This is a genomic window from Bradyrhizobium campsiandrae (assembly GCF_014529705.1).
Lineage (GTDB): Bacteria > Pseudomonadota > Alphaproteobacteria > Rhizobiales > Xanthobacteraceae > Bradyrhizobium > Bradyrhizobium campsiandrae.
This window is the reverse complement of sequence record NZ_JAANIH010000023.1, coordinates 62,294-79,960: the sequence shown is the minus strand read 5'-3', so window position 1 is coordinate 79,960 and position 17,667 is coordinate 62,294. Positions and strand designations below refer to the sequence as shown.

Annotated in this window: 20 protein-coding genes and 1 pseudogene; 8 read left to right on the top strand and 13 right to left on the bottom strand. The window is 62.7% G+C overall.

The window, feature by feature from the left end; translation table 11 throughout:
* Positions 1-7: 7 nt before the first annotated feature.
* Positions 8-373 carry a response regulator gene (locus G8O24_RS18765; protein WP_008130064.1) on the bottom strand — a complete coding sequence of 122 codons (366 nt, stop codon included), beginning with the start codon at positions 371-373 and terminating at the stop codon, positions 8-10.
* Between the two features lie 251 nt (positions 374-624).
* Here G8O24_RS18765 and G8O24_RS18760 point away from each other — a divergent pair, with 251 nt between their 5' ends.
* The 3 genes from G8O24_RS18760 to G8O24_RS18750 all read left to right on the top strand — a co-directional run bounded on the left by G8O24_RS18760 (position 625) and on the right by G8O24_RS18750 (position 2,862).
* The gene (locus G8O24_RS18760; RefSeq protein WP_057756589.1) at positions 625-936 is read left to right on the top strand and encodes a DUF3572 domain-containing protein; all 312 of its coding nucleotides are present in this window, start codon (positions 625-627) and stop codon (positions 934-936) included.
* Positions 933-2,222, top strand: a complete 1,290-nt coding sequence (locus G8O24_RS18755) for a DNA polymerase IV (RefSeq protein WP_188101803.1) — start codon at positions 933-935, stop codon at positions 2,220-2,222. Before G8O24_RS18760 ends, G8O24_RS18755 begins: the two co-directional genes overlap by 4 nt.
* 220 nt (positions 2,223-2,442) lie before the next feature.
* The gene (locus G8O24_RS18750; protein ID WP_188101801.1) at positions 2,443-2,862 is read left to right on the top strand and encodes an ACT domain-containing protein; all 420 of its coding nucleotides are present in this window, start codon (positions 2,443-2,445) and stop codon (positions 2,860-2,862) included.
* Positions 2,863-3,037: 175 nt separating this feature from the next.
* Here the strand turns inward: G8O24_RS18750 and G8O24_RS18745 are convergent, their stop codons facing one another.
* The 6 genes and pseudogenes from G8O24_RS18745 to G8O24_RS18720 form a co-directional block, all read right to left on the bottom strand.
* The gene (locus tag G8O24_RS18745) at positions 3,038-4,426 is read right to left on the bottom strand and encodes an alpha/beta hydrolase family protein (protein WP_188101800.1); all 1,389 of its coding nucleotides are present in this window, start codon (positions 4,424-4,426) and stop codon (positions 3,038-3,040) included.
* A 96-nt stretch (positions 4,427-4,522) separates the two neighbouring features.
* On the bottom strand, positions 4,523-5,158 hold the full coding sequence (locus G8O24_RS18740) for a hypothetical protein (protein WP_188101798.1): 636 nt from the start codon (positions 5,156-5,158) through the stop codon (positions 4,523-4,525).
* Positions 5,159-5,678: 520 nt separating this feature from the next.
* Positions 5,679-6,023 (bottom strand): annotated as a pseudogene (locus G8O24_RS18735) (shikimate dehydrogenase); the annotation flags it as partial.
* A 61-nt stretch (positions 6,024-6,084) separates the two neighbouring features.
* A complete protein-coding gene (locus tag G8O24_RS18730) occupies positions 6,085-7,347 on the bottom strand; it encodes an MFS transporter (RefSeq protein ID WP_188101796.1) in 1,263 nt (420 codons plus the stop codon).
* A gap of 47 nt (positions 7,348-7,394) precedes the next feature.
* Positions 7,395-8,210, bottom strand: a complete 816-nt coding sequence (locus G8O24_RS18725; protein ID WP_188101794.1) for an alpha/beta fold hydrolase — start codon at positions 8,208-8,210, stop codon at positions 7,395-7,397.
* Between the two features lie 23 nt (positions 8,211-8,233).
* Complete coding sequence (locus tag G8O24_RS18720; RefSeq protein ID WP_188101792.1) at positions 8,234-9,598, bottom strand: FAD-dependent oxidoreductase; 1,365 nt, start codon at positions 9,596-9,598, stop codon at positions 8,234-8,236.
* A gap of 142 nt (positions 9,599-9,740) precedes the next feature.
* On the opposite strand from G8O24_RS18720, the gene G8O24_RS18715 reads away from it, so the two are divergent.
* Entirely contained in the window at positions 9,741-10,544 is an 804-nt protein-coding gene (locus G8O24_RS18715; RefSeq protein ID WP_188101790.1) for an IclR family transcriptional regulator domain-containing protein, read from the top strand.
* Positions 10,545-10,935: 391 nt separating this feature from the next.
* Here G8O24_RS18715 and G8O24_RS18710 read toward each other — a convergent pair whose 3' ends face one another.
* From G8O24_RS18710 to G8O24_RS18700, 3 genes are all read right to left on the bottom strand, one after another.
* Positions 10,936-11,340, bottom strand: a complete 405-nt coding sequence (locus tag G8O24_RS18710; protein ID WP_188101788.1) for an NUDIX hydrolase — start codon at positions 11,338-11,340, stop codon at positions 10,936-10,938.
* A gap of 10 nt (positions 11,341-11,350) precedes the next feature.
* Positions 11,351-11,752 (bottom strand): RidA family protein, encoded by a 402-nt coding sequence (locus G8O24_RS18705; RefSeq protein ID WP_188101786.1) that lies wholly within the window; start codon positions 11,750-11,752, stop codon positions 11,351-11,353.
* Between the two features lie 71 nt (positions 11,753-11,823).
* On the bottom strand, positions 11,824-12,666 hold the full coding sequence (locus G8O24_RS18700; protein ID WP_188101784.1) for a cell envelope integrity EipB family protein: 843 nt from the start codon (positions 12,664-12,666) through the stop codon (positions 11,824-11,826).
* Between the two features lie 255 nt (positions 12,667-12,921).
* On the opposite strand from G8O24_RS18700, the gene G8O24_RS18695 reads away from it, so the two are divergent.
* The 4 genes from G8O24_RS18695 to G8O24_RS18680 are packed head-to-tail and all read left to right on the top strand — an operon-like array spanning position 12,922 to position 15,931.
* A complete protein-coding gene (locus G8O24_RS18695) occupies positions 12,922-13,389 on the top strand; it encodes a RidA family protein (protein WP_188101782.1) in 468 nt (155 codons plus the stop codon).
* Between the two features lie 5 nt (positions 13,390-13,394).
* Positions 13,395-14,141 (top strand): glycerophosphodiester phosphodiesterase, encoded by a 747-nt coding sequence (locus G8O24_RS18690; protein ID WP_188101780.1) that lies wholly within the window; start codon positions 13,395-13,397, stop codon positions 14,139-14,141.
* Positions 14,142-14,195: 54 nt separating this feature from the next.
* Positions 14,196-15,452: a GNAT family N-acetyltransferase gene (locus G8O24_RS18685; RefSeq protein WP_188101778.1), complete on the top strand. Its 1,257-nt coding sequence runs from the start codon at positions 14,196-14,198 to the stop codon at positions 15,450-15,452.
* A gap of 50 nt (positions 15,453-15,502) precedes the next feature.
* A complete protein-coding gene (locus G8O24_RS18680; protein WP_188101776.1) occupies positions 15,503-15,931 on the top strand; it encodes an HIT family protein in 429 nt (142 codons plus the stop codon).
* 109 nt (positions 15,932-16,040) lie between these two features.
* On the opposite strand, the gene tsaA is transcribed toward G8O24_RS18680, so the two are convergent.
* Genes tsaA through G8O24_RS18665 form a run of 3 tightly spaced genes read right to left on the bottom strand, consistent with a single transcriptional unit; the run spans position 16,041 to position 17,653 of the window.
* A complete protein-coding gene (tsaA, locus tag G8O24_RS18675; protein ID WP_188101774.1) occupies positions 16,041-16,532 on the bottom strand; it encodes a tRNA (N6-threonylcarbamoyladenosine(37)-N6)-methyltransferase TrmO in 492 nt (163 codons plus the stop codon).
* Between the two features lie 33 nt (positions 16,533-16,565).
* Positions 16,566-16,916, bottom strand: a complete 351-nt coding sequence (locus tag G8O24_RS18670) for an AzlD domain-containing protein (RefSeq protein WP_188101772.1) — start codon at positions 16,914-16,916, stop codon at positions 16,566-16,568.
* A complete protein-coding gene (locus G8O24_RS18665; RefSeq protein ID WP_188101901.1) occupies positions 16,913-17,653 on the bottom strand; it encodes an AzlC family ABC transporter permease in 741 nt (246 codons plus the stop codon). The genes G8O24_RS18670 and G8O24_RS18665 overlap by 4 nt, the downstream gene beginning before the upstream one ends.
* Between the last annotated feature and the right edge of the window lie 14 nt (positions 17,654-17,667).

Sequence of the window (17,667 nt, the reverse complement as noted above, 5' to 3'; positions counted from 1 at the left end):
TCACTTCCTATCCGATAAAACGCCGGACCGTCTCAATGAATTTGCCGACCGAGATCGGCTTGGACAAATAGGCTTCGCAGCCGCCCTCGCGGATGCGCTCTTCGTCGCCCTTCATCGCGAAGGCCGTGACCGCGACGACGGGAATGGAACGGAGCTCCGGATCGTCCTTGATCCAGCGCGTCACCTCGAGGCCGGAGACCTGCGGCAATTGGATATCCATCAGCACGAGGTCAGGCCGCATCTTGCGGACGAGGTCGAGCGCCTCATATCCGTTACTGGTTCCCGAGGTCTGATAGCCGTGCGCCTCCAACAGGTCGCGGAAGAGCTTCATGTTGAGCTCGTTGTCTTCCACGATCAGGACGGTCTTGGCCATCCCGCCCTCCTGTTTGGTCGCAAAGACCGATGCATGTGACGCCTCAGGCGCCGCTTTCCGGCGCTTCGAAAACTGGATTCAAACTAGCCCCAGATTCGCTTGAGTTTGGTTAAACCCGAGGGGGCACTTTCTGCGATGTGGTTTCCAGTTGCTTGTCTGGGGCCCCAAGGCTCAACGCCGAGACTCAGTCTCGAGACTCGGGCATAGTCCAAAGTAGACACCGAAAGTTAATGGAAAGGCAAACCGGGCCGTTGAAAAAGCCTGTTCACAACCCCCGCGAAGTCGCTGAAATCGTTGCGATTCAGGCCCTGTCCTTCGTCGCCGGCGAGCCCGAGCGGCTGGGCCTGTTCCTGGCCGAGACAGGGGTCGGTCCGGAGACGCTCCGGAACGCCGCCTCGGACCCGCATTTCCTGCTCAGCGTGCTCGATTTCGTGCTGCGCGATGACGACACCGTGAAGGCCTTTGCCAAGGCTGTGGGGCTGCATCCGACCAACGTTGCCGCCGCGCGGCAGGTGCTGGGCGATGCGCTCGGCGACCGCACCTGGGAGCGCGACGTGCCGTGAGCGCCCCTGATGCGGCCGGGCCCCGCTGCTTCTGCCGGGATTGTCTGGCCGATCTGGATATCGGCGCGCGGCGCTGTTCCGCCTGCGGCTCCCCTCGCCTGGTCCGGCACCGCGCGCTCGCCGGGCTGACCATCGCCCACATCGACTGCGACGCCTTCTACGCGACGGTCGAAAAGCGCGACAATCCCGACATTGCGGACAAGCCCGTCATCATCGGCGGCGGAAAACGCGGCGTGGTGTCGGCGGCCTGCTACATCGCGCGCACCTATGGCGTGCGCTCGGCCATGCCGATGTTTAGGGCGTTGGAAGCCTGCCCGCATGCGATCGTTATCCCGCCTGACATGGCAAAGTATGTCCGCGTCGGCCGCGAGGTGCGCCAGGCGATGCAGGCGCTGACGCCGCTGGTCGAGCCGCTCTCGATCGATGAGGCCTTCCTCGACCTCTCCGGCACCGAGCGCGTGCACGGCATGATCCCGGCAAAGGTGCTGGCGCGCTTTGCCCGCGACGTCGAGCGCGACGTCGGCATATCAGTCTCGGTCGGCCTGTCCTGCAACAAGTTTTTGGCCAAGATCGCCTCCGACCTGGACAAGCCCCGCGGCTTTGCCGCGCTTGATCAGGACGAGGCGCGCACGATGCTGGCCGAGAAGCCGGTCGGCTTCATCTTCGGCGTCGGGCCGGCGACGCAGGAGCGGCTCGTGCAGCGCGGTTTCCGTCTCATCGCCGATCTGCAGAAGGCCGACGAGATCGAGCTGATGCGGCAGTTTCCGAGCGATGGCCGCAGGCTGTGGCGGCTCGCCCGCGGCATCGACGACCGCCGCGTCGAGCCGGACCGCGGCGCCAAGACGATTTCGAGCGAGACCACGTTCGAAACCGACATCCGCGATTTCGCCTCGCTGGAAAAGATCCTGTGGCGGCTGTGCGAAAAGACCTCGTCGCGGCTCAAGAGCAGCGAGCTCGCCGGCTCGACCGTCACGCTGAAGCTGAAGACCGCCGATTTCCGCCAGCGCACCCGCTCGCAATCGATCGCGGCGCCGACGCAGCTTGCCGCAAAGATCTTCTCGATCTGCCGCGAGATGCTGGCGAAAGAGATCGACGGCACCGCTTTCCGCCTGATGGGCGCCGGCGTCAGCGCACTTCGCGAAGGCTCCCCTGCCGACGACACCGACATGCTCGACCGCCGCGCCGCGCATGCCGAGCGCGCGGTCGACAGTCTGCGCAAGAAGTTCGGCAATGCCGCCGTCATTCGCGGCATCGCGTATGAGGGGCCGGAGAAGACGCAGGAGTAATCCGGCTGCGATGGCGGTGTTCGTTCCGTCATCCTGAGGTACGAAACACACGGTGCAACGCGCCGTGTGGAGAGCCTCGAAGGATAGACGGCCGAGCTGTCAGCCGGGCCGTCCATCCTTCGAGGCCTCCGCCCGGCGGCGCAATAGCGCCGCAAGGCTACGGCACCTCACGATGACGGCGATGGATTCTCGCCGTTACGATCCATGAGAAGGAAATCACGTGCCAACCGAACGCGACCTCACCACTCTGCTGAAGAACATGAAACCGGAGCTGCAGCCGGGCATCTTCGTGTTCTGCACGATCGCGGCGGGCGCGCCTGTTCCCGCAGCACTCGATCCACTGCTGACGTTCCGGGAGGAGGAAGGAACGACGCTCGTCGTTCATCGCGAAGGCGCCGAAGCGGCAGGACTGGGCTACGCGTTCGCCTCAGGGCTGATCACGCTGACGGTTCAGTCCGCGCTCGATGCCGTGGGATTCCTGGCGGCAATCGCCGTGCGCCTCGCCGCAGCCGGCATCAGCGTCAACGCCGTGTCGGCTTTTCATCACGACCACCTCTTCGTGCCTTACGACAGGGCCGATGAAGCAATGGCTCTGTTGCAAAACATGGGCGGGCCGAACGAGACCCGGGCTGGGTCATAAGCCAGCTGGCCGCCAGGTGCCTGCTCAAGCCCTAACAGGAGCGGGAAAGCGGACGTCTGCCAAGGTCGCTGAAGGGGCTATAGGCGACATCGGCAATCGAACGTACTGCAGTCATATGGTAGTCGGAAAGACGCGCTCCTCACCGGAGGCGCTACGACGAAAGAGCACACCCAAATCAACCGCCATAGCCAGTCATGGCGAATGTGCTACCGATATCAAGCTCACGCTGAAGCGCCGCAGGCCTTGCGAATGCGCGTCCCTCCTGTTTCTTAATTTGTGTCTCGGTCGCATAAGTACTCGTGAACCCATATCTACTGGTTGCGGCGGTCTTCGCGAGGGGGACGCCGCGGGCGTAGATGGCTTGCTCAGGTGCGGCAGCCACCAACTCTCCTTCTCCCTCCGGGCGGCGATATCGCGTATCGCAACCACTCACCGTAGGTGGCGCGGACAATGTCCTCGCGTTCATTGATGTTTTAACAATGCCGTCAGCAAAATTGCCGATCTTGTGCTGTGCAACTAACCCACGGTCTTCACTCACGTCGAACCTGACAGTCCGTACCAGCGGGAAACAGCGCTGTTTGATTGGATACTGCGGGATCCATACTCGCTCTTGTTCTAGGATCTCTCCAGGATGGTAGACATAGTCGATCTCGAGCGAGGAATTCTTTTCGTCCTTGGATCCAGCGTTCGAAGCCAGCCTTTTTTGATCAACAAGTTTGTAACCTGACTCCGAAGACGGGTTGAACGCAAAAACTTTCGCAATGCGCGGACCACCTACTCGCGGCGCAAAAGCCGCCAATTCGGCCAAGCCTGCCCCAAGCGAATGTCCCACTGAAACGATTTGAGTTTCGTTCCTATAGCAGTTCAGTTTCGCAATTCTTCCGATGATAGCGTCGATATTGCGCTCTAGTTGATGATAACCAGTATCCGCCACCCAACCGGTGTAACGATAGCCACTACTTACGTAATCAGCCAAGTTGGTAGTGCCACGAAACACGATACTCACCTCGCTGCATGAGGCACGTCTACGTCTGTGAGTCCATACGTTGAACGCGAAGTCCGTATAGGAACCAACGAGGCGTCTGATCCTGCCCGGTAGCGAACGTTTACAAGCATCGTCTTCCGGATAGGCTTCATCCTTGTCATGCAGGCACGCGGTGTAACCCTCGCTGCCGAATTGGTAGCTCCATCCGCGCAGAAGCGCCTTGGCATATAGCCTGTTGTCTGGCTTAAGCGCCTTCACTGCCACGTCGGCGTCGGGCACTTTGTTGCGCCCCGCTCGACGGTTTTGTTCAAGCTCAGCGCTAATAGGAGGGTAGACGGCGGCCGCCATGATTGCGTAAGGCGCATAATAGCTACCGCAGCGCGTTGAGTATTGTCCGATGATCACACGGCCTTCGTCCTCCGTGATATCTTTCAACACTCCCGTTTCTTCCTCTTTGTAGCTGCCGCAAGGTGTCGGCTTCTCCGACGACGCTTGTGCGGTTGCCGGATGTTGTTGGAACGCGAGGGCGCTGAAGGTGATTACGATCAGAAATAGTATTGTTGAAATATCTCGCAGCATTGACATCTCCCTCAATGGTGCTACGCAAATTGCGCCACAAGTTTAAGTCGGTTGCAAGCTTTTTTGCGATCAAAAGTGGTATTCGCGTAAGCAAACTTATCGCACGACGGCGCGAGTGCGCTTTCTCGAACCTGCCCAAAACAAGATGACTGCGATTGCGTAGATGCCCAAAATGCCGAATGCGAGCGGGACGCCGTAAGAAGCCAACCAACCTATCGCGACAGCGTCGTGCACGGGACTATACTCCGCATTCCCGATATAACCACCAAACACGACGCAAGAGCCGATGCCAGCCTCGTTCGGCTGGCAATTGTCATTCATCAGACTGGCGATAGCTAGCATTGGTCCGAGGTAGGGTAGGAAGGCAAATGCCAATGCCGCCGCGAAGCCGAGCAGAAGTCGACTTAGCGGCGACGCCCAACCGAGATATATTGTGATCAAACAGAGACAAAGCCATGCGGAAACGCCGGCATAAAACACAGGGAGCCACTTGGCGTCAGTACGGATAACAGCCAAGATCGAGCTTGCCGCTGCTTCCAACGCGAAGGTTATGATCTTGGTCAATGGCAGCGAATAAATGGTGCACACGCCCTTCTGATCCCACCCCATAATTTCTGCAACAGCAGCCGTTGACACGATTACGATTTCCGGAAGGAACGGAATTACAATCAGCAACAAAGATAATAGCCGCCAGAGATAGCGATTCGATTGGTGGAGGGATTGCTTAATCATCGCAAATCCTCAGCATTGGTTGTCCGCCGCATTGTTGCTGGTCGACCTTATAGCGCGTCACCATGTACAACCAGAGGCTATTTGTCAGCTACACCACGCTCTTTGCGCGGCAGAAATTCCGCCCTGGATCGAAGGACTCAGGTTGAGCAATTCCTGGCTCGCTCTGGCTCAATGAGCGGACCTCCGGCATACCCGGCGCAACTTCGCAGACGGACTATGAGCAGCCATTCCGGCTCCACGTTGCCAGGCGCCACCGATGACGGATGTGAGTATATCCTTGGTCGCTTGGGGTGGGAGTTGAACGATTATGCCTGCTGAAACGCCTCGCCGGTAGGATTGCGCCCTTGCGAAACCGGTCTCTTCCTGAGAAGGCGCACAGCGTGATGGATGGTGCTGCTGCAGGAGATGTCAGCAGTGAAGCAACTGCGGCGCAGCGAATCCGGGATGGGGGTGCGGACGATCAAGTCGGATTGGTGCGTCGAGCCTATAATTCCATGTGCACGATCTCGATCGGCTCGCCGCCGAGCCCGTCCACCATGTCTCCGTGCCATTTGCGGTCAGCACGACGGCGGCGCATGAGGTTCGCCGCGCCCAGGAAATGTGCGCGGTCGGTTGCGTTCTCGCACGCTTGATAGCAGGCAAACTTGTGCGGAATGGTCACGATGATACCGTCGAGGTTCTCGAGGCGGGTCGCGACCGAAATGAAGTCGGGCAAGTCCGCAGCCGAGACCTGCACAGGGACCAGGATTCCATCGTGGCCTCGCTCGGCGAAGGCCCGGGTTACCCCCGCCGGCGCGCGTACCTGTGCGACCGGATCGCCGACGATGACGTTGAGCCTTGTCGCACCGCTGAGTGTTGGGATCATCCGGCCTACCTTCTTCTGAAACGCTGCTGGCGCAACGATTGCGATTGCGTACCGTGTTCGCCTACTCGCGAACCGCGAACATGCAAAATGCTCCAATCAGCGGTCCTGCTGCGAGAATCGCGAAGGCGATCGAAAACGAGCCCGTTGCGGCGAACACCACGCCTACGATGGTTGGAACGATGACGCTGCCCAGCTGCCAGAATGCATTGATGACGCCTGTCGCCGTGGCCGTGAAGCGCAGATCGACCTTCTCGGTGATCATGGCGGCCAGAAGCGGACTGTAGACCACCGCCGTCAGCCCAAGGAATGGAGCAGCCAGCAGGAAGCCGGCTTTCGTCTGCATCAAGCCGAACAGCATCAGCATGGCAGCGAAAGCGATGAGGTCGTAGATGACCAGATTGCGCCGCTTGCCACCCAGCACGTCAGACAGAAGGCCGTAAAGCGGCTTCGAGACCGCAGCCGCAATGCCGAAGATCAGCGCGACCACGCCTGCATCGGTCGGACTGAGCTGATAGCCCCGCACCATCAGCGCGGTCGCCCAGAATGCAAAGCCCCATGTCCCCCAATTGGCACCGAAGCCGGCGAGTGCGATCAGCACGAGGTTTCTGTCTTTGCAGAGCGCCGCCAATCCACGGCGCCGAGTTGCGGAATACACGGGCGAGGACCGGACGCCATCGTCGCGCTCCGTCGGGGAATCCGTCAGTAGCCAAAGGCATATCGCCGCGACCAGCGAGGTCAGGCCGCCGAGGCCCCAATAGAGCGTTGGCCAGTCGATCAGGTTCAGCAGCCAGGGAAAGATCGCGTTGGCGCCTGCAACGCCAATGGACGGCGCCATTGAGAACAGGCCGAACGCCCTGCCGCGCTCAGCACGGGGAAACCAGGACGCCACAACCTTGACGCAAGCGGCATAATCAGCGCCGGCACACAGACCCATGAGGCCTTGCAAGGCAAGGCCCATCGCAAACGAGGTGGTCAGGCCGAACAAGAAGGTGCTTGCGGCAAGTGGAGCAAGCGCGAAGAACAGCATCAATCGCGGCCCGACGCGATCGGTGACAAAGCCTGCCAACGCGCTGGCGGTGACATAGCCGACGTAGAATGCCGTGACAAATACGCCGAGCGCGGCGATCGGGATTCCCAATGACTTGCCGGCGAGCAGGTTGGCGTTCGCCCATGCCAGGCGATCGAGGAACGTTACGAGGAAGGCTGCGAACGCGACCGCAAGGACGACCCAGCGATAGCGCGAGATCGCTGCCTTGGGCTCATGGACCGCCGCAACCTTCGATGCTCCACCTGCTGCATCCGCAAGCTCCGCAGATACGCTCATCTCGTTCCCCTGCTTGAGCAAACGCCTGGTCTCTTCCGCAAAAATGCTCACGCGACCAACTCCGCTAGCGTATCGGCGGTCAGTTGCGGGTCGGCGATCATGCATGCGTGGGACGCGGAGACGCTCTGGAAGTGCCAGTCCGGTCTTGCTCGCGCGCATGCACGGAAGGGATCAATCGCGGCCATCGCCGGCGCTTCGCAGCTCACATACACCGTGTCGATGCCGTCACCGACCGGCTTTGCGAGCTTTGGCGGCTCGAGATAGGTCCCGATCGGTTGGGGGCGCAGCCGTCTCTCCAGCCAGTCTGCCTGATCCGGGTCTGCCATTCCGAATGCTGCGACCGGCGGCGGTGGGAAGCCGTTCGCTGGTGTGGCTTTGGAGGCCGCGACCCGCTCCTCCCAGAGTTTGGGAGATGACAGGGTCGAGAGTGGCTTTCCATCCTCCGGCAGCACCGCATCCAGAAAGATGAGCCGGCGGATCCTTGCGCTGGTCCGCTCGGCGACCATCGCGCACGGCACTCCCGAATAGCTGTGAGCCACGAGAACAACGTCGCTCAACTCCTCGGAATCGAGGACGTCGATGACATCAGCGACATGCGTGGAGAGGGTCACGTTCGGCGCCGCCAGATGGGCCCGGTCTCCGAGGCCCGTCAGGCTCGGGGTGAACACGCGATGACCCTTGTCGCGAAGACGGTCTGCAACCTTGGCCCAGCACCATCCGCCGAACCAGGCGCCGTGGATGAGAACGAAGGTCCTCCGGGACACGGGCACCGGATCGGCCTTTGCGGCCAACGGAGCTGCCAGCGTGGCGGCGGCGAGCGTCGACAGGCATGTTCGACGGTCGAACAGGGATGAATCGCTCATGAGAGTGTCCCCTCGCGCGGCCGTTATCCGGCCGCCGTCTGCGCGGGCAGATGCCGCAGCGACGGCAAGGCGCCGGCCGCGGCCAGACCATCTTGGACGATCTTGTGCGGGACTGCCCGCACGTCCCATCCGAAAGCACCCGCCTCGGCCGCCAGATGACCGGCAGCCTGGCCGAGCGCCATCGCCGTGGCCTGATGACGTATGGCGCCATTCGCTTCGCGGCTCGCCGAGATGGCGCGACCGGTGACCACGAGATTTTTCACCGACGCGGATGTCATCGTGCGCACCGGGATCTCGAAGGGCTGCGAGGGCATGAACAGCCGCAGCCTGCCGTCCTCCTCGTGCACGTCCAGCGGACCGCATCCGAGCGCGATGGCGTCCTCAAACGGGGTGGCGCCGACGACATCCTGCTCGGTGAGGAGGTAGTCGCCGACCAGCCGGACGCTCTCCCGCACGCCGATATGGCTCGCGATGGCCGCGAGTTCGCAAGCCGCAAATCCGGGCATTCTTCGCTTCAGGAAGCCGCTGATCCTGCCGACCTGATAACGCCCGATGAACTCCGCCCTGGTCAGATCGTTCGGATCGAGACTGTCGAGGCCATCGAGGTGGCTCATCAGGCAGATGGCATCGGATTCGCCCACCGGCGAAATGGACAGGACGTCCCAGAACAGCTCGCCCGCGGCAATGCCTTCGAGCGCGATCGCGCGCTTGTCCTGTCTCGAGAGCGCGCGAAAGCGGGCAATGTCGACATGCGAGAGCCGGAACACGAGGCTCATCCCCATTCGGTGCTCGCCAGGTCCGACGCCCTTCAACGGCGCCCCGGCATGGCGCGCAACGACGGCATCGCCGCTCGCGTCCACAAAGCAGTTCGCACGCACCTCGAGCCGTCCCCCTGAGGTCTCGACCTGCACGGCCGTGACGCGGTCTCCTTCCAGGCGGGCCCCGGCGATGCGGGCGTGAACCAATGCGGACGCGCCGCTCTCCAGCACCAGTTCGTCGGCGACGAGCTTGGCGATTTCCGGATTGAACGGCAGGCGCTTCAAGCGAAGCGGCTGCGCAGTCGCTTCGGCCAGGACGTAATTCTCGAAACCCTTGGATCCGCCGCGCGCGATGACCCGTTCGGCAAACTCCATCGGCAGGCCGCCAACCGCGCAGGTCAGGCCGTTGTAGAAGCCGAGCCACTGGGCCACCATGGACGTGGTGCCCGCGCCACCAAAGCAGCCCGATGTTTCGACGACAAGCACGCGGGCACCACGCCGCGCCGCAGACACCGCGGCCATCAAGCCCGAGGCTCCTCCGCCGGCGACGATAATGTCGAAATGATCGCCCGAGCGCACCGGCGAAAGCCCGGTCGCCCGTTGCAATATTTCGCTGCTGCCAAGGGCCATAATGTTCCTTCCCTTCCCGCGCATTCCTGCGCCTGTGTTCTGCGCGGAATATGCGCGGGGACGGCGGTCGAGTGCGAGCGCGAATTGTGCGTTTTTGGGCTATTATGTGCGCTGAGCGCACAAGAGCTAGGAGACACGATCGATGGCGACATCGAAGACCATTCGTCACCACCCGGCCGCCGACGAGGAACCGGGCCGTGACTTCGTGACCGCGTTTGCACGCGGTCTTGCGGTGATCCAGGCCTTCGGTCCCGAAAACAGGGCGATGACGCTGTCGCAGATCGCGGAACGCACGGGGTTTGATCGGGCCGTAGCGCGGCGTCTGCTGCTGACGCTGGTCGGGCTCGGCTTCGCGCGCGTGCACGAGCGCAGGTTCGAGCTCACCACGCGCGTACTTCGCCTTGCCTACTCGTTCCTGTCATCGGCCGGTCTTGGCGCTTCGCTTCAGCCGTTTCTCGACGATCTCGCAGTTTCGATCGGCGAGACGACCTCCCTTTCCGTCCTGGACGATGCCGAGGTCGTGTTCGTCGCACGCTCCGACATTCCCGGCCGCCGCCTGTCGTATGTCGTCACCACCGGCATGCGCCTGCCAGCATTCTCATCTGCCTCCGGACGAATGCTGCTTGCTCACAAGCCACGCATTGAGGTCGAACGTCTGCTGGCGCGAACCAGGATCACGCGATACACGCGGCACACGATCATGCAGAAGCGCGAGATCCTGGCGCTGATCGCGGATGCTCGGCCGAAGGGCTATCACATCAATTACGGAGAACTCGAGGATGGCCTGGTGAGTGTCTCCGTTCCGGTCTTCAATCGCGCGGGTCTCGTTGTGGCAGCCCTCAATGCAAGCACGAGCAGTGCGCGCGCTAGCAGAGAAAAATTGGCAGGAGAATTCGTCTCTAAGCTGCGGGCGATGGCCGCTGAGCTTTCGCTCATGCTCCCGTAACGAGACGTGTTGCCCAGCATTGCGAAGACCGGCATCGCTCTGGCGATGAGTTCCTCATAAAAAGCCGGCCAACGCGCGAACAGGAGGGCCCCGCAAGCCCCCGGATCGATGCCTGGGTGATGTTGAAAACCGTTGCAGCATCATCGCGGCGAGCCGCTCGGACGGACGAGTCGCCGTCAAGCGTCATGAGAGTCGGGCGCCGGGAATCTCTTGTATCCCCATCAAGTCTGCCGAATGGATTGGACGGCGATTATGGCATCGTACGCCTGTTTTGCCCGACGCGTCAAAGTAAATTCTAAAAAAACGAAAGAACGAACCGTTCCCAGAACTCGTTTCTACTGTGCATGGGGTTGTTTTCGCCTTTTGCCGGAGGGGAGGTACGGCTACCGCGCTAGTCGCGTACACACAGCGGAAGCAGCTTGTCGCGCGTGAGAGGCGCGAGCTTCACCGAACCGGGCGCATTCGGATCCAGCCAGAGGATCTCCTCGATCTCCGCGCCGGGGCTGACCGGGCACGTGATGGCGACGCGAAAGATCTCCGCATCGACCAGCCGGCCCAGCTCATGCGCCGCAGGCGCGGTGTAGCGTCCCACATAGGTCATGTCGCTCGGGTCGACTTCGATCCCGAGCTCCTCGGACAGTTCCCGCCTGAGGGCGACCTCCGGGTGCTCGCCGGCCTCGATCTTGCCACCCGGCTGCATGAAGGCGTCCGTGGCCCGCTTCCTGACGAGCAGGACGCGTCCATCGCTCCCGCTCATCAGCGCTGCCGCGATCCGGATGGAATCCTGCGAAGTCATGTCCGTACTTTCAATCCGCGACGGCGATCGCCTCGATCTCGATCAGCCATTCCGGCGCGGCGAGCGCGGAGACACCGACGAGGGTCGAGGCCGGCGGCTCCATGCCTGCGAAGAAGGCCGAGCGGGCCTTGCCGATGATCGGGCGCAGCTCCGGCTTGTAGTTCACGACGAAGGTCGTGATCTTGACGATGTTGGAATAGCTCGCGCCGGCGGCTTTCAGCGCGAGGCCGAGATTCTGCATCACCTGCGTGGTCTGCGCGGCGATATCACCCTCGCCGACGATGCGCCCCTCCTCGTCCGTCGACACCTGACCGGAGATGTAGATGGTGCGGGCGCCGGAGGCGGCGACGACGTGGGAATAAGCGGGATTGTGGTGCAGGCCGCTGGGACGGAGATGATCGAGCTTGGGCATGGGCTGGCTCCCGGAGTTTGTGGTTGGAGGGGAGCGTAGCTTGAGACTGTGTCGAGAGCTAGCCTCGCCGTTCAATTGCAGGGCTTGCTGTCCTTGACGTCGAACTTGCCCATCGCACCTGAAATGACGAAATCGTTGTAGTCGAGCACGAGCTGGCGCGAGACGCCGTTCTCGTAAAGCTCGAAGGACATCGCATAAACGGGCGTCTGCTCGCCTTCCTTCTGCTGGACGTCGCGGTCGAAATAGCTGACGGTCACCGGCCAGCGCTTCAGCGATTTCATGTGCTCGTCCGACGTCGACGGATCAGGTGCAGCGGTGCGGTCCGGCGGGATCGGCTGGCCGATCACGGTCAGCGTGTTGTAGACCTTCTGGCCGTCGTCGGAGCCGTCATAGACGGAGAGCTCGAGCAGCGACTTGCCCTCCTTGGCGGCCGCAATGATGCGCTGGATCTGCTCGGTCGGGAACACGATCTTGCCGTCGAGCGTGAAAGACTTCGGCGCCGGCAATTTCAGCTTGACGTTGATGTGGTCGCCGTCGCGCTCCGCCCGGCCGTCAACGAGGCCGGCCTCGGTTTCGTTCATCCGCGTCTCGATCTTGAACTGGTAGCTCTTGCCGGCGGCGTCCTCCCATGAATTGGAGCGGAGGTCGCTCAGCGTCACCTTGCCCTCGCCGCTGTCGAGTTCGGAGACCTGGCGGAATTCGGAGGTGTAGCCTTCGCAGCTGCTTCCGGCGAAATTGTAGAGGATGCGGCCGCGCGCGCTGTTGATGGAATTGGAGCGCGATTTGACCAGGCTGAGATCGTAGAGCGCCTGATGCGCGAGGAACGGACCGTTCGCGGCCTGCACACCGCCGGCGCCGACAGTTGCCACTGCGAGCGCCATCACACCGAGTGAAGTCCGGAAAAGGTGCACCATGTCTATTCCCTGGGGGACGCGCAGATTCGACACTTTAATGACCGTTCCATTGCGTCGCAACTGCGGCGGTTTCACGTAAAGTTGCGCCTCTTTGTTGAACTGCCTGACCGGCCTCACGAAAAGGCAATCCGCCCCGATCTCCCGCCGCCTTGCCAGCTTGCTTGCATGTGGCGCCATGATGGGCGAAACAGGGCGCGCCCGGCGGTCCACCAGCGGCGCCGGCGCGGATAAATTTTCAGACATCGAGGTCGAGACATGGCGGGCACGGTCGAACAGAAACTGGCGGAACAGGGCATCAAGCTGCACGATGCCCCCACCCCCGTCGCCAATTACGTGCCGTTCGTTCGCACCGGCAACCTGCTGTTCGTCTCCGGCCAGGTCTGCTTCGACCCCGCCGGCAAGCTGATCGCCAAGGGCAAGCTGGGCGCCGGCGTCTCGCTGGAGGACGGCGCGGCTGCCGCGCGCGGTTGCGCCATCAACCTGCTCGCCCAGGTCAAGGCCGCGCTCGGCGACCTCGACAAGGTCGTGCGTGTGGTGCGCCTCGGCGGCTTCATCAACTCGTCGCCGGATTTCCTGGACGGACCGAAGGTGCTGAACGGGGCCTCGGACCTGATGGTCGCCGCCTTCGGCGACAAGGGCCGCCACGCCCGCACCACCGTCGGCGTCGCCTCGCTGCCTGCGGATGCGGCGGTCGAGGTCGAAGGCGTGTTCGAAATCGCCTGACGCTGATGCGCGCTCCGGATTGGCTGACAGCGCGGCCGGTCGCCCATCGCGGCCTGCATGACATTTCCCGGGGCATCGTCGAGAACATGCCGGGCGCGGTGCAGGCGGCTGTTGCGGGCAATTTCTCGATCGAGATCGACATCCAGCTCTCGGCCGACGGTGAGGCCATGGTGCATCACGACCATGCGCTTGGCCGCCTCACCGAGGCCACCGGCCCCGTGGTCGCGAAGACCGCCGCGGAGCTGAAGGCCATCCCGTTCAAGGATACGCCCGAGCGAATGATGTCGCTCGGCGACCTCTGCGCCATGGTCGCAGGGCGCGTGCCGCTGGTGATCGAGGTGAAGAGCCATTTCGACGGCGACCGCAAGCTGGTGAAGCGGATGGCCGAGGTGCTGGCGTCTTACCAAGGCCCCGCCGCCGGCATGTCCTTCGACCCCGACCAGGTGCTGGCGCTGCGCGACCTGCTGCCCTCCCGTCCACGCGGCATCGTCGCACAGCGCAGCTACGAAGACGAATATTGGGCCTACCTGACCCAGGAGCAACGCGACAGCATGCTGTACCTGCGCCACGGCTTGCAGACCCAGCCGCACTTCGTCGCCTTCAAGGTCGATCACCTCCCGGCGCCCGCCCCCTGGATCGCCCGCAACGTCTTCGGCTGCGCCCTGCTCGGCTGGACCGTACGGACCCCGGAGCAGCGGACTCGGGTCGGACAATATGCCGATCAGATGATCTTTGAGGGCTTCGTCCCCTAACCTTGATGTTGCCCGCCCTTGAAGTCGCTGCTGCAATGCACGATCTTGGGCTCAATGGCATCATCCGACATCACCCTGGAGGCGGTACCTTCCATTGGCGAAGTTTCGCCGGAGGATTGGGACGCCTGCGCCAATCCCGGCAAGGCTCTCAATGAAGAGGCCTGCAACGGGCTTGGCCCGGGAACCTCATCCGGGCTTCCAGCAAACTCCCTCGGCCTCTTAAAGCCCGCTTATAACCCATTCGTGTCCCACGCTTTTCTATCGGCCGTCGAGAAGTCGGGTTCGGCCACGATCCGCACCGGCTGGGGGCCGCGGCATCTCGTGGCCAAGATCGACGGCGGCGTGGTTGGCGTCGTGCCCTGCTATCTGAAATCGCATAGCCAGGGCGAATACGTTTTTGACCGCGGCTGGGCGGATGCCTATGAGCGCGCCGGCGGGCGCTACTACCCGAAGCTCCAGGTCTCGGTTCCCTTCACGCCCGCCACGGGCCCCCGGCTGCTGGTCCGCGACGGCGTCGACCGCGAGCGCATCATGGAGGCGCTGGCGAGCGGCCTGGTGGCGCTGTGCGGTGTCAGCAAGGCGTCCTCGGTGCACGTCACCTTCGCCCGCGAGGCGGAGTGGAAGCTGCTCGCCGAGCATGGCTTCCTTCAGCGCACTGACCAGCAGTTCCACTGGCACAACCAGGGTTTTGCCACCTTTGACGACTTCCTGGCGACGCTGAATTCGCGCCACCGCAAATCGATCAAGCGCGAGCGGCGCGATGCACTCGCCGCAGGGATCACCATCCACTGGCTCACGGGCAAGGACATCACCGAGGACGCCTGGGATGCTTTCTTCGAATTCTACATGGAGACCGGTTCGCGCAAATGGGGCCGGCCCTACCTCACGCGCGAGTTCTTCTCGCTGATCGGCGAAACCATGAGCCAGGACGTACTGCTCGTGATGGCCCGCCGCAACGATCGCTGGATCGCCGGCGCCATCAACTTGATCGGCTCGGACACGCTGTTCGGGCGCAATTGGGGCGCGGTCGAGCATCACCCGTTTCTGCATTTCGAGGTCTGCTACTATCAGGCGATCGATTTCGCGATCAGGCACGGCCTCACACATGTCGAGGCCGGCGCGCAGGGCGAGCACAAGATCGCACGCGGCTACCTGCCGCGGACGACCCATTCCGTTCATTTCATCGCCGATCCCGGTCTGCGTCGCGCCATCGCCGATTACCTCAAGCGCGAGCGCGCCTATGTTTCGGAAGCCGGCCGGGAGCTCGCCGAGCTTGGCCCATTTCGGAAAGGCATCGACGAGGCGCCTTGACGGTTGACTGTGGCTGGTGACAGTAAGCGCAAAATTCCGAGGGAGCCGTCATGACCGCCTACGACACCAACAACATCTTCGCAAAGATCCTGCGCGGCGAGCTGCCCTGCCACAAGGTCTATGAGGACGAGCACGTCTTCGCCTTCCTCGACATCATGCCGCGGGTAACAGGCCATACGCTGGTGATCCCCAAGGCCCCTGCCCGCAACATCCTCGACGTCACGCCGGACGATTACGCCCATGTCGCGCGCGGTGCGAAGAAGATCGCGATCGCCGCAATGAAAGCATTCAATGCCGATGGCATCACCGTCCAGCAGTTCAACGAGCCCGCCGGCGGACAGGTCGTGTTTCATCTCCACATGCACGTGATGCCCCGCCACGACGGCGTTGCCATGCTGCCGCCCGCGAGCCGCAAGGAAGACGTCAACGTGCTGGAAGAGAACGCGACCAAGCTGATCGCGGCGTTGAAGGCGGGGTAGAGCGAGACACTCCGTCATTGCGAGCAGCTCTTGCGACGAAGCAATCCAGGCTGCCTGCGCGGACGGATTGTGGATTGCTTCGCTTCGCTCGCAATGACGGGGTTGGAGCTCACTCCGTCTCGAAATCGCCCTTCTGCGGCGCAGAGAGCGGCGTGAACTCGCAGCGGTCGGGCTTGACGTCGATCAGCGGCGTGTTGTCGAGGCAATCGAGCCCGCGCACCAGAATGGCATTGCCCTCGATGCCGACCAGCTTCACGATCGATGTGCCGATCGGATTGGGCCGCACCGGCGAGCGCAGCGAAAACGTACCGCGAGTCTTGTCGTTGTTCTTCGGGCTTTGCAACACGATGTCGCGGCGCGATCTGTCGAGCCAGTACAGCACTTCGAGATTGCTGTAGAAATCGACTCCCTTGATCGCCGGCACGAATAGCTCGAAGATCTCAAGACGGCAGATCGGGCCGTCCTGGCGCCCCTGCCGCGGCGTCTCCAGCCGCGAGGCCCAGGGCGTTCGGATACGGCCGATGAAGACCAGGCCGGCATCCTCCGCAGGCGGCAATTCGATGGCGACTTCGCCCTCGCGGAGTTCGTTTTCGCGAACCATATTTCCAGTTCCTTGGCTGTCCGGGAAGCGGTTTTAGCCCAACCACCACTTGCCGGCCAGCATGAAGACCTCGCCGGCGACAACACCCGCGAAAATCGAACGCCGGGTCAGCAGGAACACGACGAGACCGGCGGCCACCGCGCCGTAACGCAAACCATCGGGCACGCTGGCGAGCGCCCCTGGCGGCTGGACCACGATCTGGGCGATGACGCCGGCCAGGATCGCGGTCGCGACCGCCCTCACCCAGACCAGCAGTTCCGAGCCCTCATCGATGCCGCCGCCGAACCACAGACCCAGCATGCGCCAGATCTGGTTGGGAATGACGCCGGCGACGAAGAGGACGAAGAGCGCATGCCAGTCGCCAATGAGTTGCGCGGCGCTCATGCGCGCACCTCCCGCCACCAATGCACGCCGTACGCGATCGTGCCGGCCGCCACGCCGCTGGCGAGGATGTCGAGACCGGAGTTCATCTTCGCTGCCAGCGGATAGAGCAAGATTCCGAGTGCGAGCGCCACGACGTCGGCGATCTCGCGGCTGTTGCGCGCGGTCGAGAACAGGAAGGACAGCGGCGTCAGCATCAGGATCGCGGCCCCCAGCGTCTGCGTGAGATTGGCGGCGAGGAAATAGCCGATCGTATTGGCAGTGAGGCACACCGAGACCAGACCGAAGCCAAGTCCGTTGACGAAGGCGATACGCCGCTCGCGCGGCACCTGCGGCAGGAAGCGATGGCATTCGACCCAAAGTGTCACGGCGGTCAGATGCGCCGCGAAGAACAGCTCCCGCCGCTTGGTCTTCGGCGTGCGCATCAGCGGCAGCACCGAGACCACCATCGGAAATAATCGGATCGCGCTGACGGTGACCGCGATCGCCGACTGAATGATGGTGGCGCCTGAGCCGAGCGTGGTGATCAGGATGATCTGCGCCGGGCCCGCCCAGACGAAAAGAGTCGATGCCAGCGCCCAGACCAGGCTGAAATGGCTGTCATGGGCCAGCGCGCCGATACCGAGATAGGTCGCGAACAGGACGAGCGTGAGGATCGTTTGCGTGATCGAGCGCAGCCCCCAGGTGAAGGCGCGCCAGGGACTTTGCCATTGAGGGGAATCGAGCGGAGGAAGCGCCACGGGAGTTTGGCCGG